12 protein-coding genes are annotated in these 15,124 nt (G+C 34.8%); 4 read left to right on the top strand and 8 right to left on the bottom strand.

Features of this window, described 5'->3' with window-relative positions:
* Positions 1-61 precede the first annotated feature (61 nt).
* Complete coding sequence (locus BQ7474_RS00685) at positions 62-412, top strand: SdpI family protein (RefSeq protein ID WP_073997159.1); 351 nt, start codon at positions 62-64, stop codon at positions 410-412.
* Positions 413-430: 18 nt separating this feature from the next.
* On the opposite strand, the gene BQ7474_RS00680 is transcribed toward BQ7474_RS00685, so the two are convergent.
* The 3 genes from BQ7474_RS00680 to BQ7474_RS00670 form a co-directional block, all read right to left on the bottom strand.
* Entirely contained in the window at positions 431-2,023 is a 1,593-nt protein-coding gene (locus BQ7474_RS00680) for a hypothetical protein (protein ID WP_073997158.1), read from the bottom strand.
* Positions 2,024-2,025: 2 nt separating this feature from the next.
* Positions 2,026-2,727 carry an ABC transporter ATP-binding protein gene (locus tag BQ7474_RS00675; RefSeq protein WP_073997157.1) on the bottom strand — a complete coding sequence of 234 codons (702 nt, stop codon included), beginning with the start codon at positions 2,725-2,727 and terminating at the stop codon, positions 2,026-2,028.
* 100 nt (positions 2,728-2,827) lie between these two features.
* Positions 2,828-3,478 carry an HAD family hydrolase gene (locus tag BQ7474_RS00670; protein ID WP_073997156.1) on the bottom strand — a complete coding sequence of 217 codons (651 nt, stop codon included), beginning with the start codon at positions 3,476-3,478 and terminating at the stop codon, positions 2,828-2,830.
* A 157-nt stretch (positions 3,479-3,635) separates the two neighbouring features.
* On the opposite strand from BQ7474_RS00670, the gene BQ7474_RS00665 reads away from it, so the two are divergent.
* Both BQ7474_RS00665 and BQ7474_RS00660 read left to right on the top strand, forming a co-directional pair.
* Positions 3,636-5,081 (top strand): nicotinate phosphoribosyltransferase, encoded by a 1,446-nt coding sequence (locus BQ7474_RS00665; RefSeq protein ID WP_073997155.1) that lies wholly within the window; start codon positions 3,636-3,638, stop codon positions 5,079-5,081.
* A gap of 1 nt (position 5,082) precedes the next feature.
* Positions 5,083-8,484, top strand: a complete 3,402-nt coding sequence (locus tag BQ7474_RS00660; RefSeq protein ID WP_073997154.1) for a glycoside hydrolase family 2 TIM barrel-domain containing protein — start codon at positions 5,083-5,085, stop codon at positions 8,482-8,484.
* Positions 8,485-8,544: 60 nt separating this feature from the next.
* Here BQ7474_RS00660 and BQ7474_RS00655 read toward each other — a convergent pair whose 3' ends face one another.
* The 4 genes from BQ7474_RS00655 to BQ7474_RS00640 all read right to left on the bottom strand — a co-directional run bounded on the left by BQ7474_RS00655 (position 8,545) and on the right by BQ7474_RS00640 (position 13,067).
* Entirely contained in the window at positions 8,545-9,405 is an 861-nt protein-coding gene (locus tag BQ7474_RS00655; protein ID WP_073997153.1) for an ROK family protein, read from the bottom strand.
* Between the two features lie 102 nt (positions 9,406-9,507).
* Positions 9,508-10,830, bottom strand: a complete 1,323-nt coding sequence (locus BQ7474_RS00650; protein ID WP_073997152.1) for an alpha-L-fucosidase — start codon at positions 10,828-10,830, stop codon at positions 9,508-9,510.
* On the bottom strand, positions 10,796-12,178 hold the full coding sequence (locus BQ7474_RS00645; protein ID WP_073997151.1) for a glycoside hydrolase family 1 protein: 1,383 nt from the start codon (positions 12,176-12,178) through the stop codon (positions 10,796-10,798). Before BQ7474_RS00645 ends, BQ7474_RS00650 begins: the two co-directional genes overlap by 35 nt.
* The gene (locus BQ7474_RS00640) at positions 12,171-13,067 is read right to left on the bottom strand and encodes an ROK family protein (protein WP_073997150.1); all 897 of its coding nucleotides are present in this window, start codon (positions 13,065-13,067) and stop codon (positions 12,171-12,173) included. The genes BQ7474_RS00645 and BQ7474_RS00640 overlap by 8 nt, the downstream gene beginning before the upstream one ends.
* A 40-nt stretch (positions 13,068-13,107) precedes the next feature.
* On the opposite strand from BQ7474_RS00640, the gene BQ7474_RS00635 reads away from it, so the two are divergent.
* The gene (locus BQ7474_RS00635) at positions 13,108-13,848 is read left to right on the top strand and encodes a MurR/RpiR family transcriptional regulator (protein ID WP_073997149.1); all 741 of its coding nucleotides are present in this window, start codon (positions 13,108-13,110) and stop codon (positions 13,846-13,848) included.
* Here BQ7474_RS00635 and BQ7474_RS00630 read toward each other — a convergent pair.
* Positions 13,838-15,115: a glycoside hydrolase family 125 protein gene (locus tag BQ7474_RS00630; protein WP_073997148.1), complete on the bottom strand. Its 1,278-nt coding sequence runs from the start codon at positions 15,113-15,115 to the stop codon at positions 13,838-13,840. The genes BQ7474_RS00635 and BQ7474_RS00630 overlap by 11 nt on opposite strands.
* Between the last annotated feature and the right edge of the window lie 9 nt (positions 15,116-15,124).

The following is a 15,124-nucleotide window of genomic DNA, read 5'->3' as shown; positions in this document are numbered from 1 at the left end:
AAAATCCTCATCTTTCATTATCCACAAAAATTAGTATAATTTATGAGAAATGAGGTGAAATATGGGTCCTTTAATCGTATCAGACATAACACTATTACTATTTACAATTTATATAGGAATTTTTCTTAGAAATTTCTATTCTCCATATCCCGAAATGAAAGTAGGTTTTCATATTTGGGAAGTTTGCTATAATGAGAAAACTTGGGATTACGGCAATAAGTTTGCTGGCCTTACTTCCATAGTTCTTGGCATTATTTTATTTGCGATAATACTTCCCATACTAATTTACTTAGAACTTAAGAGGTCATATCTAGTAGGAATTATAACATTGTTTGCTATTATCTATTTTATCCTCTTATACTTCATAGTAAAAATAAGACTTAGAAAAAAATTCAATCTCAAAGATGACTAAAGCGGCCAAATGGTCGCTTTATTTTCTTATCTTAAAGGTGTTTTTACCATGTTTTTTTACAACAAACGGAAATATTATAATTAAAATTAGCATAATAACTATTAATGCTATAAAAGCCACATTCATATCCCCATCAAACCTACCCATTATAGCAGGTATGATTAAAATATTGACATAGCCTATGAGGGAATTTATAAACTTATATAATCCTCCCTTAGCAGATGCATCCTGGTTAAAGGGTTGGAAAACATAATAGTTAAATAGGTTAAAGGCTGGAAAAAACAAGTAAGAAACCACTATAAATCCACCAGCTAAAAGTCCTGTTTCTATGTCAATATTTTGGTATAAAAAGTAATAAGTGATAAGGCTTATAAGAGTTGATGCAAGTTCTATAAACTGTATCTTTAATAGAGATATGTACCTTAATTTGTACATATCAAATATTGCTTTGGGGTCCCTATAAAAACCATATTGCATCAAAGACCTGTCGCAGTTTAGGAAAAATGCCCTAGCACTTTCAGTATCATTATAAATAATCATAGTAATGATAGGTAAGGCTAATATAAAGATGCCTTCTATAAAGCTTGCAAATCTTGTAAAAATAAATTTTACACCAAAAAGTAAGGCCAAAATGATAGCAAATATTATCAATGCCTTTTTAAATACTGGTTTTATAAGAAGCCTACTATGCCTTTGAAAAAAGAGATTATTTAAAAGTTCATATCCCCTTCCCTTAGTCTTTTTATCTTTTTCTATATCGCTATCCTTAAGGGCAAGGCTATCATTGGCAATCTTATCGAAGTCTAATTCTATATTAGCGCTCTCTTTTTTTGCAAGTTCCAAAAGTCTGTCATATCCATCAAATTTAAGTAAATATCTAATAGATACTATAAAAATCACCAAGCTTAGCAAAAATATAGGTATAAGTATTCTTATAGATATACTTTTCAATTGCATCAATAGGGCAAATAGTATAACTGCCAACACTATAAAAAAGGAAAATCTATCGGACAATTTTTTCTCTTTTTTAAAAGACATGTATAAATTGTAAGTGTTTGTACTTATCCTGATAAAGGCTAGGCTAAGGCTTATTATAAGAGCTTTTTTAAATCCTAAAATTATCCAAAAGATTATAGCTCTACCAAAGGAAATCCTCAACGGATCAAAGACGCCAAGTACTAATCCTGACTCCTTAGCCTCCATCCTATATTGCTTATTTAATTTATGAATTTCTAACTTGCGGCCCTCAATATTGTTAGATACGAGAGCTGGTGTCAGATAAAAGCTCAAAAAAGCCAGGTTTACAACACCGTAGTCCATCAAGTCCTCAAATTCTTGAACCCTATATATCCCAAGCTTGTTTAATGACCAAATTATTGATCCTGTTATGATAATACATAAAACAAAAGAAAGCATAGATTTAATAATTTGACCCATCAAAGAAAAGATTGGCCCAAGTATATATACTAACTTTTTAAAGCCATAAAGCTTATATTTGTCGCCTGTAAGCTTGCCTAGTAAAGGAATCCTATGTACAAAATCTATAAAATGATTTATAGATTCCGTCAGCGAAATATTTTCTATGATCCTATATTTTTTGTAATATTCCATTATTAATCCTCCACTTGAAGTAAGTTTATTACTTTTTCTTCAAAGTCCGGATTATTTTTAATCTCCCTATCAACTTCACTGGCTTTTCCCTTGTGAAGAAGAACAATCTCATCTGCCATATTTTTGGCCAAGTCTAGGATATGGGTTGAAAAAATTATGATATGGTCATCTTTTATAGACTTTATCAAATCTTTCATCTCTTTTTGTACGACTACATCAAGGGAGTTTAATGGCTCATCCATCAAAATCACTTTTGGTTTTGTGATAAGAAACATCATCATTTGAAGCTTATTTCTCATACCAGTTGAGTAGCCTTGGATTAGCCTATCCTTGTCATCTTCATCAAATTTGACTTGGTCAAAATATAGATCAGGATTTAAGTCTCCCTTAATCCTTTTTTTATTTACATCTATAAAAAAATTTATAAATTCTCTGCCTGTAAGAAATCTTGGCAACTCTGGTTCAGCTAGCATGAAGAATACGTCGTTTAAGTCAAGAGGTCTTTTTTGCTTTCCATCAAAAAGAAAAACTTGACCCGAATCTTTTGCTAATTCTTTTGCTATAAGGGAAAAAAGGGTGGTTTTGCCTGCACCGTTTCTTCCTAAGAGGGCATAAATTATCCCTTGGTCAAATATTGCGTCTAAGCCATCTAAAACTAACTTTTCATCAAAACTTTTAGATAAATTTTCTATTAATAATTGCATCAATCCCTCCAATAACTTATTGTTTTCCTAAATAGTGTATCAAAGTTTTAGACTTATTGCCACGGTCATTGATAGCCATTATATTTATATTAATTATGGATTATATATTTCTGATACTTGTGATTTCGCTTGGATTATCTATAATGACATCTGGGTTTTCAGCTTCTAATATTTTTCTCTCACGAAAGCCCCATGAACATCCAACGGTAAAAATACTGGCGTTTTTCCCACATTTCATATCTACTTCACTGTCGCCGAAGTATAAGATATCAGAAAAATTCACTCCAAATCTTTCTGCAATTATCATAATCCCTTCTGGCGATGGCTTCCTCTTGTAATCTTCCCTGTAGCCTAAGATATAATCAAAGTAATCATTGCCAAATACGTCTTTTAGAACCTTGTTTGATGTAGAATCAGGCTTATTGGAAAAGGCAGTTATTATCTCCCCACGACTTTTGATTTCATCAAGGGATCCTCTTATCCCATCAAAGGGCTTGGTAAGATATGATGGGTTGTCGTCGTAGGCAAGGTTATAGGCGTCATAAATTTTTTCTTTTAAAATATCGTCTCCTTTGAAACTAACATAGCTAAGAGATGACTCAACTAAAACTCTAGGTCCATTTCCTACAAATTCTCTTACCTTATCTTTTGGCACAGGATCTAGGCCATATTTTTTGAAAGTTGTATTCAAGTGATAATCTATAGCATCAATTGTATTTAGTAGCGTTCCGTCAATATCAAAAATATACATAATCTCTCCTTTTCACTTCTACATCCTAATTTACCCTATTATAGATTATTTTATTAATTTTTGGGCAAAAATAAGATTAATACTATTTTTTGATAATTTTTACCCATTGTATATACATTAGGGTAAAATATTAGTATCTTAGAGAAAAGAGGGTATTATGACAGACAAAAGAAACCTATCCATGCTTAGTGATTTTTATGAATTTACTATGGCCAATGGATATTTTAATAACGGTATGAAAGATACTATTACAGTTTTTGATGCCTTTTATAGGTCAAATCCAGATGATGGAGGATATTCTATCTTTGCAGGGTTAAATGACATTATAGATTTTATAGAAAATCTACACTTTAGCAAAGAGGACATAGAATACCTAAGATCTTCTGGTAATTTTACTGATGATTTCTTAGAATATCTTGCTGATTTCAAATTTACAGGTGATGTGTGGGCCTTTCCAGAAGGATCAGTTATGTTCCCAAATGAGCCAATCATCACAGTAAAGGCACCTATAATCGAATGTTCAATCCTAGAGACTTACCTACTACTATCTATGAACTTCAACTCACTTATTGCTACAAAATCTAGCAGAATAGTTCGTGCTGCAGGCGACAGACTTGTTATGGAGTTTGGAGCAAGGCGTGCCCAAGGAGCTGATGCTTCCATAACTGGAGCAAGAGCTGCATACATCGCTGGCGTTCCAGTATCATCTAATACTTTATCAGCTCAAAAATATGGCTTCAAACCATCCGGAACTATGGCTCACTCATGGATCCAAGCCTTTGACAATGAGTATGAGGCTTTCAAAACTTATGCAGAAGCTTATCCAAACAATTGCATACTCTTAATAGATACCTACGACACAATTAATAGCGGGCTTCCTAATGCTATGAGAGTATTTAAGGAAGTTTTACAGCCAAAGGGACTTAGTGGAGGGGTGAGAATTGACTCAGGAGACCTTGCCTATCTTTCAAAAGAAGTGAGGAAGATCCTTGATGAAAATGGATTTACAGACACTAAGATTGTTGCAAGCAACTCCCTAGATGAATTTAAAATCAATTCCCTAACAGCCCAAGGAGCTAGGATTGATTCCTTTGGTATAGGTGAAAGGCTAATCACAAGTAAGTCTGACCCTGTATTTGGCGGCGTTTATAAGCTTGTTGGAATTTATAAAGATGATAAGCTCATATCAAAAATAAAGGTCTCAGAAAATGTTGAGAAGATAACAACACCTGGCTTTAAAAAAGTCTATAGACTTTATAGCAAGAAAAATAGAAAAGCAGAAGCTGACTATATCACCCTAAGAGAAGAAGAAGTCAAAGATAATGAGCCTCTTGTAATTTTTGACCCACTTTTTACATGGAAGATGAAAAAGATGGAAAATTATGAGGCTCGTTTGATGCAAGAAAAGATTTTTGAAAATGGAAAATTAATCTATGACCAACCATCTCTTGACGAGATTCAAAGCTATTGCAAAAGTGAGATAGATAGCCTGTGGGATGAGGTAAAAAGATTCGACCAACCTCACAACTACTATGTCGATCTTTCTCATGACTTGTGGAATCTAAAACAAAATCTAATCCTTGAGGCAAAAAAAGGCCTATAAGATGATCGAAAAATCATATACTAATTTTATAAATTCAGATAGCAAACAAAATTTTAATAAGAATTGGAAGTTTTACCTGGGAGATCAACCAGGTGCCTATCTTCCAAACTTTAGCGATGACAATTTTATTAATATAAATCTTCCTCACGACTACTCTATAGACCAGAACTTTAGCCCATATTTTGAAGCAGAATCTGCCTATAAGCCTGGAGGAGTTGGCAATTATAGGAAAAGTTTTATTATAGATGATATAAATCTTCATGAAAAGCAAGTATTTGTATACTTTGATGGAGCCTATCAAAACTCAACTACTTATATAAATGGAGAGAAATTGGGCTTTAATCCCTATGGCTACAATCCCTTTGCCTATGAATTAACTCCATATTTAAAAAAAGACGGAGAAAATCTCCTAGCTATAAGATGCAACCACCAAGTCCCATCTTCCCGCTGGTATTCTGGTTCTGGCATCTATAGGTCTGTAAATATACTTGTAAAAGATAGGCTAAACTTTGGCATATACGGACCAAAGATTGACTATGAAATAGATGATAAACACGTCAAAGTAAATGTGAAAGCTCAAGTATCCAACAATTATACAGATACAAAAACTTTTAAAATTAAGCACTCCTTATACTTTAAAAATAAGTTAATAAAAGAGCTTACAAGCGAAGAATTTACTATCAATCCAGCTTGCAAAAATAATATAGATTTACCTTTTGAACTAGATAATATCTCTTTATGGGACTTGGAAAATCCAAACTTATACCAGCTTAAGTCAGAGATTTTACTAGATGGTGTATCTATTGATGAAAATGTAGCAGATATCGGTTTTAGAAGCTTAGAAAAAGATCCTCAAAAAGGCATTTCCTTAAATGGCAAAAATATCAAGATAAAGGGAGTATGCCTCCACCACGACAACGGCGCCCTAGGAGCCTGTGATTATAAATCAGCCCTTGAATACAAGATCGATATATTAAAGGATATGGGAGCCAATACCATTAGGCTTTCCCACAACCCAGCAAGTAAAACTTTGATTGATCTATGCAATAAAAAAGGCATGCTAGTAGTAAGTGAGATTTTTGACGGGTGGATTTTGGATAAAAACAACAATTACAATGATTTTTCCACCTATTTTGAAAAGGAAATTGGCAAAAGTATGCTTTTAGGCTCAAATCCTTCTATGACTTATGCAGAGTTTTCCCTAAAAGAAGTCCTCAAAAGAGACTACAATTCCCCAGCTATTTTTATGATATCTATAGGGAATGAAATAATGGAGGGAACTGATTGGTCAAGTTTATCCTTGTATCCAAATCTAGCAGCAAGTCTCATAAAATGGGCCAGAGAAGTCGATTCTAAAAGATGGCTTACAATTGGAGATAATATCTTAAGATATGACTATGTCGACGAACTGATTGATATCGATGATAAGGTTAATAAAGCTTCTGGCATGGTTGGCCTTAATTATACAGAAGGCGGTCGCTATGATAAAATCCACAAAGATTACCCAGATTGGGTACTTCGGGCAAGCGAAACAGCTTCAAATATCAATTCCAGGTCAGTTTATGACAGGTTTGAATTAGACTATCTACCTAAAGATAGAAAGCTATCTTCATATGACACATCAAAAGTTGCCTGGGGTAGCCATGCATCTGATGCTTGGTATGATATCATAACAAGAGACTATGTGGCTGGAGAAGCTGTGTGGACAGGCTTTGACTATCTTGGAGAACCTACTCCCTTTAACGGTGTAGACAGAGGTCCTGTCGATAATTGGCCAAGTCCTCGCTCTTCATACTTCGGCATAATAGACTTAGCAGGATTTCCAAAAGATGCCTACTATCTTTATAGGAGCTTGTGGAATGATAAGGATGTCACCTGCCATCTATTACCAAGTTGGAATGAAGGTGAAGTCGTAATAAATGACGGTAAAGTTAAGGTCATCTGCTACACAAATGCTAGCTCAGTAGAGCTAGTCTACAAGGATCAAAATGGCAAGATCAAATCTTATGGCAAAGAATATTTTGTAAGCCAAATGACAAAGGCTGGCCACAAATATAAATCTAATAATGCTAGAAAACGTGGCTTTTCCCTATACGCCCAATGGGAAATCCCATTTGAAGAAGGAAGCATCCAAGCTATAGCTTATGATGAAAAGGGCCGCGTAATAACCCAAACTGTTGGTAGAAGTATTATCAATACAAGTGGTAAGGCCTCAAAAATTATGGCAAGGGCAAATAAAAATAGGATATATAACGATTCTTATGACTTAGCTTATGTCACAATAGACATAGTTGATGAAAATGATAATCTCATTACAAATGCGGATAATTTGATCAATGTAGATCTATCAGAAAATGCAATCCTCCTAGGCCTTGACAACGGATTTCAAGAAGATATGGGTTCCTTTAAAGTTTGTCAGAAAAAAGCCTTTGCTGGCAAACTCCTTGCAATCATAGGAGGAAAATCCGGACTTGAACCAATAGAAGCAAAAATTACAAGTCCTGGTCTTAAAGAAGCAAGCCTTAAAATTGACCTTAAAGAAAGTCCAAATACTTTTAATATCAGAGAAGAAATTAATCAAGAGATACAGACTCCATCTTTCATAGGAGAAAAGGGCTTAAGCATCTTAAATTATTCCACAACAACCTTGCCAAACATATATCCAAAACTTCCCCACAAATTGGAACTAGTAGATAAAAAGGGCAAGCTTAGTGGTAATTTCATAGATATCTCTTGGGATGACATTAATGAAGACGACCTTAGAGAAGAAGGGCAATTATTAGTCAAAGGCTATGGAAATATAGGAGAAGAAAGGCTAGAAGCAAGTGCATTTGTAAGAGTTGAATGTGAAAAACAAATAATAAATGCTGATATAGCTAATCTTGCCTTGATCAAGGAAGTAGACGATAATAAGATCACCCTAGGATTTGCCACCCAGCAAGTTTTTGCTAAACTAGTCATTAGCAAAGTGAAAAATCCTGACATAAAAATTTATGTATCTGAAGCTATGACTTACGATAAGGGGACTCTAATTAATTACCAAATGACTAAAAATAAGGGCGAATATACTTATGAATTTGACCCTGTTAAGGCAACTTATTTAACAATTGTCTTTGAAGATAAGGCTTGTAAACTGGAAATTATATCTTTGTATAATATAAAAAAACTTGCACGAATTTATAATTCAACTGAATTTGAGTCATTGGAAGTAAATGATTACATGCTTTCAGATGATGAACTTAAGGCTAGCGAATATATCTGTGATGGTAAAATCGAAGTGGTTTCCATAAGCCCAAAAGAAAATGCATCAATTACTACAATCAGACGAAAGAAAAAGTGGATAATATTATTGCAAGCTGAAGATTCATCACAAATAAGAAAATTTACAATAAAAAGGGACTAATGAGCTGAACCCCTCTATCCGTATTGCGGATTTTGGGGTTTAGGTCATAAAGTCCTTTTTTTAGTCTCGTGCTATCTCTTTTGCAAGTACATAGCCACCTATAAGGCCAGCCTCGTTGCCTAGTTCCGGGAATACTATATATTCTTTACTATCTGGCAAAACAAGGTAGTCGCCCTTTATCTTGTCAAATTCTTCTCTGATTTTATCAATCATGCCTTCCTTATTGCAAACTCCTCCACCGATTATTATGATATGTGGACGAAGAATTGCTGTGTAGGTATAAAGACCCTTAGCTATATATTTTGCGGTTATGGCAAAGGCTTTATCTGAGATGTCGAGATTTTCTCCCTTTTCTCCTGCTCTTTTTTCTATAGCAGGTCCTGAGCAAAGGCCTTCAAAGCAATTTTTGTGATAATCGCACACTCCTTCAAAGTCATCTCCATCTTCTTTTGGAAGTTCAAAGTGGCCCATTTCAGGGTGAGAATATCCTTCAAGCAATTTACCATTTTGTATGTAGGAACCACCTATACCTGTGCCTATAGTTAAATATAGCGAGCTTGTCTTCTCTTTTGCTGCTCCCAATTCATATTCACCAATACCACTTGCTCCAACATCTGTTGTAAGTCCCATTGGTAGGTCTAATTTCTTCTTAAGCTCACCAAGCAAGTCAAAATTTCTCCAAAGCCTTTTTGGCGTAGCTAGAATAGACCCATAAGTTTTGCTATTTTTGTCCACATCAATTGGACCAAATGCCCCAATGCCAATAGATTTTATATCAGAGTCCTTGAAGAATTCTACAATTTCTTCTACATTGTCATATGGGTCAGCCGTTTTTATCCTATCTTCTGTGAGGAGTTTTCCCCCATCGTCAAAAATCCCACACCTTATTTTTGTTCCACCTAGTTCTATTGAACCGTACATATATTGCTCCTTTCCTAAAAGCCCAAATATTGATTTTAAAATTTTCCTATAGTTTCATTATAACATTATTTGAAGGGGAAATATTACATTTATACATATAAACTAATAAATTTTAAAATCGTTAATGTATAGCTTGCTTGCTCCATACAAGGCAAGTCTTAATTTCTTGATATTTCTATAAGGTCTTAGGTCGAAAATACGCCTATTTCCAATAGAGTCGATATTAAATCTTTCTCCATTTATGAATATATATCCATGAGTGAAGCGTGATCCTTTTCTAATATCTTCCCCAATTGTGACAAAATTTATATCAAGATTATTAGGATTTTCTACACTAATATAGTATTCACTTCCTATGTCATCACAACTTATTAAGATATCATCTTCTATATTTTTAGAGAAAGTTTCTTGAACCTTTTCCTTAGTTTCTTTTAATCTTTCTATGATTTTATCATCTATTTTCCCGCTCTTGTTGGCAGGAATGTTTAATAGCAAAACACCCCCACGTCCTACAGATTTAAGGTATATTTCGAAAAGTTCTTCTATAGATTTTATTCTCTCATCCTTGTGAGAAAACCAACGGTCGGTAACTGAAGTGTCGCATTCGCTTATAGAAAAAACATAGTCTTCATTGTGTCCCACAGCTGACCTAAAGGCAGAATCGTAGTCTATTTGAAAAGTATCCTTTTTAAGCCTAGGAGCATTTTCACTTGGGGCAAAGCCTAACTCGTTACCAGCCCAGTGGATGCCACCCATAGCCCCGACCCCAAAAAATAAGATTTCAGGATTGTTTTTCCTAATCTCTGCCATAAAACTTTCAAAATCATATTCTTGATCTGGGTAATTCTCATCTTTGGCGTTGTCAAACCACCATTCTACAAAATGGCCCTTGTTGCCGTATATGGGATTATTTACAATCTCTTTGATCTGATTAATATAAAACTTGTTATAGGCATCCCCACTTCCATAAGTAGGCTCGTGGACATCCCACGGTGAAAGATATATGCCCATATCCATATCAAACTTAGTGCAAGCTTTTGATAGCTCATAAAGAAAATCCTTACCATAGCTAGTATTAGTAATCTTGTGGGAAGTCTCTTTTGTATCCCACATGCAAAAACCATCGTGGTGTTTGGCTGTAAAAATAAGTCTTTTAAAACCCAAATCCTTCAAAGTTTTTACATAGGATTCGTAGTCAAAGTCAGTCATGGTAAAGTCATCAAGGCTTTCCTTGCCATTGCCCCATTCTACTTCGGTATAAGTGTTCATACCAAAGTGCAAGAAAGCCCCACATCCTTCTACTAGATAATTAACTTGGGAAGTATTTGGCAATGGCCCAAGGTATTCTGGCAATGTGCCATCAAAAGTTTCTTTTAAGCCAAAGTGTTGATCAGAGTTCAAATCCGTTGTTTTTTCTAAGTTCATAAAACCACTCACCAGATTTCTTAATCCTACGCTCTCCTGTCTTAAGGTCTAGTTCAACTAAACCATATCGGTTTTTATATGCATTTAGCCAGCTCCAGCAATCTATGAAGGTCCAAACTTGGTAGCCCTTGCAATTTGCCCCTTCTTCTATGGCCTTAGAAAGCCAGTATAGGTGTTCTTTGAAAAACTCTATGCGGTAGTCATCTTGGATTTGACCATCTTTTCTAAAGCGTTCCTCATCTTCTACGCCCATACCATTTTCTGTGACTAGCCACTCTATATTGCCGTAATTATCTCGTATATTTATTGCAATATCATATAGGGCCTTTGGATAAATTTCCCAACCTCGATATGGATTCATTCTTTTGCCTGGCATATCATAGCCCATATAATACTTGCCTGGAGAAAACATTGCATCATCCTTATAAAGATATGGATTTTCCATAACTCTTAGTGGTTGATAATAGTTTACACCTAAAAAGTCTATGGTGTTTTCTTTGATTATTTGTAAATCTTGGTCTGTGTATTCTGGCAATAAATCTTCATTCGCTATTATGTCTACTAATTCTTTTGGATAATAACCTTTAACAGATGGATCCAAAAATGAAGCTGTATTAAACAGCTCGCTAATTTCGGCAGCTTTTAGATCTCCATCATTGTCACTTCTTGGATATGATGGTGTAAGATTTAGTATTATTCCGATTTTTTTCTTACCATCCATTACCTTGTAGGCCTTTATAGCTGAAGCACTGGCAAGCTGGGTGTAAAAAGCACATTGAATGGCTTTTTGTGGATTTACTTCCGCCGGATAGTGGTGGCCGCTCATATATTGGCATTGGACATGGACTATTGGTTCATTAAAGGTAAACCAGCCGTCAACCAAATCATCAAAGAGTTCAAAGCATTTCTTTGCATAAGAAACATAGGCCTTTACAGTCTCTTTGTTGGTCCAACCACCAATATCCATCAGATACATAGGCATATCAAAGTGAAATAAGTTTATATATAGGGTTATGTTTTTCTCTTTGATTTTTGAAAAATAATCCCTATAAAATTTGACTGCCTTTGGGTTAACTCCTCCATCTATATCTGGTATTAGTCTAGACCAGCCAATGGAGGTTCTAAATACTGAATGTCCAGTTTTCTCTAGTAATTCTACATCTTTTTCATAGTTATGGTAAATATCCGTTGTTTTTTCGGGTCCTATTAGATTGTGAAATTTGTACGGGTCTTCTTTGTACCAAAAATCCCAAGTACTTTCACTTTTGCCATCAAGACTTGCCGCCCCTTCAGATTGAGCAGCACTTGTGGCAGATCCGTATAGGAAACCCTGTGGAAATTTAATCATCTTCACTCCTTTGTTTAAGGCTTCTGCCTTCTTTGATTGTCTTTTTTAAATTAGCATAGGCTCCGTAGAGGTTATTGTCATTAAAAAATGATACAGGTCTGATGTCGTATTCTTTGCTAGCAAAGATTCCACTTTGAAGCTTTTTCTTTAGCTCATTTATAAAGCGTTCATCAGAAGAAATTCCACCGCCTAGATAAATGATTTCCGGGTCAATTGTATATGCAATGTTATAAATGCCCATGGCTAGGTAATCAAACATCAGGTCAACGTGGGAAAAATATGGCTCTTCTTTCTTAAAGTACTTATCAAAAATTTGATAAGTTGTATCTTTAATTCCATATTTTTCTACCATCTTGCGCCTTACATTCGGTAAAGTTGCAAGAGTTGAGAAGTTTTCATAATTACCGTCTTCATTTTTTAGTAGCATATAGCCAAATTCACCGCTTTCTAGCTTGGCACCCCTTACTATGTTCCCTTTATTTACAACAGCTCCTCCAATTCCTGAACCAATTATAAGAAAAGCTATATAATCTTTTTTGTACTTTCCGTAATAAACTTCGGCAAGGGCTGCACAGTTTGCATCATTTTCTATAGCTACTGGCAAAGAAAATCTATTTTCTAAATGGTAGGCAAAATTATATTCTGTGATGAATTCCACAGCTGATTGGCCTAGAATTTTGCCTGTGAGAGGGTCTACTGTTCCCGGAGAAGATAAGCCTATGCCCTCGATTTTATATTTATTTTGGTAATATATTATTGTATCTTCAAAAAACTTCACAAATTCATCCATTGTTTTCGCTTGAGCCTTTGAAGATTTCTCGATAATCATATCGTTTTCTATTAAAGCGTACTTGGTGGATGATCCACCTATATCAAATACTAAATACATTTTTTCCCTTTATGTTATAATAATCTAATAAGGAGTTATTATGTCAAACAATTCATATGATTTTATAATGGATATAATCAGCAAAAATAATATAAAACTTTCTAGAAGTGAGCAAGCCATAGTCAAAAAATTAAAAAGTTTAGAGTCCGATATTTCAAATCTTTCTATAAATGAATTTGCCAAAACTTTTTATGTGTCCACAGCTACCGCCACTAGGTTTTCACAAAAACTTGGTTTCAATGGATATCTCGAGTTTCGCTACGCCCTCAAATCTTTAACTGATAATAGGACTTACAAATCTTTGTCCATATATGAAGATATGATTTCTAGTATAGGGCAAGTAGATCCTAAGCTTGATGATTTTATCAAGAATTTGGACCAATTTCACAAAATCGCAATAATTGGCATAGGCACATCTGGCCTTGCCGCCAATGAATTTGTCTACAAATTAAATGAAATGAATATTATAAATTCTGACTACGCCAAGGAACCTTATGCCATTAATCTTTTGACCAATAGCTTAAATAAGGAAGACTTACTAATAGCTCTTTCCCTAAGCGGGGAAAATACCAACCTTCTAGAAGGGGTTGATAACGCTCTTGAAAAGGGGGCGAAAATCCTATCCCTCACCAGAAGTCCTAAGTCTACCTTGGCCCAAAAATCAGACTTTGTTTTTCTGACTCCATCATATTCAACTTATGAGTTTAACATCTCAAAAATGGCACCCCTTATTGTCTCTATAGATATAGTCTGTGAAATCTACGAAGCTACTAGGCCTTGATCATTTCAAGGCCTATGTATCTTAAAACAGCCTCACAGAACATAGAATTTGACCATGAGAACCAATCTCTTGTGTACTTACTTGGATTATCCTTATGGAAACCTTCATGCATCAAATACTTATCATCATGTGTTGTCTCAAAATAGTGGAGGATTTCTTCTTGTTCGCTTTTTTCTGTTGATGTCATCATTTGCATAGCTAGGGCTATATGCCATATATAATCTTTTGGAGTATGGTCACTTCCTATACCCTTAGCAGCCTTTCCCTCATAATAAAGGTGGTTTTTATCTGATAAGATTGCCTTTCTAGTGTTTTTGTAAAGCTCATCGTCCTTATCCATGTAATCAAGGTAAGCAAGGGATAATAGGCTTGGAACATTGGCATCATCCATAAAATTGCTATTGCCAAGTCCATCAACTTCATAAGTTAGAATTTCACCAAATTCATCATCATTAATTTTTCCGTGTTCTTTTATTCCCTTGTCAATCTCATCAGCAAGATTTTTCATCTTATTAGCAAGGTCATTATCTTTGCCGGCATCAATCAAGCAATCAGCAAGTCTTCTAAGGCTTACAACTGTAAATGCATTGGCAGGAACTAGGTATTGGTACATACAAGAATCGTCACTTGGCCTAAAACCTGACCAGCTCATGCCTGTGTAGGCTACTGGAGAGCCTTTTTTGCCAGTTCTTAGAGTTTCTGTGACTGCTTCAGGATTTGGCCTTACAAATTCATATGGTGAGTTTTCGTGGTTTTGTTCAAGCTTAATTTGATCAACTACATTTGTCAAAATTCTCATAAATTCATCATCAAATATAGATGAATTTTTTGTCTTTTCGTAATACAAATGAGCAGTTTGCATGATATAAGCTAGACTATCAAGCTCATACTTTCTCTCCCAAACCCAATCAGATTCAAAATCTGTTATATCGTCGTGGGTCCAAGCCCTACCATTTGACTCTTTATTAAAGGCGTTAGCATAGTAGTCCTTGTCGACTGAAAAGAACTGTCTTTGGATGACTTTTTTGATTAAATCATTTGCCTCATCCGAATCTATATAAAATAAGGGTCTAATCTGTCCAGCAGAGTCTCTTAGCCACATAGCTTCTATATCGCCAGTGATTACAAAGACATCTCCCCTATCTGTAAGCTTCATGGTAGTCGTAAAAGTATTTTTTATAGCTTTTTCAAATATTTTTTTAATTTCATCAGTCACTTGATTGGAATTGTTTACTTTTTCTATCAAGCTTTCAACTATCTTTTCCATAAAACTCCT

The sequence above is a fragment of the Anaerococcus urinomassiliensis genome, assembly GCF_900128425.1.
Classification (GTDB): Bacteria; Bacillota; Clostridia; order Tissierellales; family Peptoniphilaceae; genus Anaerococcus; species Anaerococcus urinomassiliensis.
The sequence above is the reverse complement of the archived record's forward strand: the minus strand, read 5'-3'. Positions and strand labels throughout refer to the sequence as shown.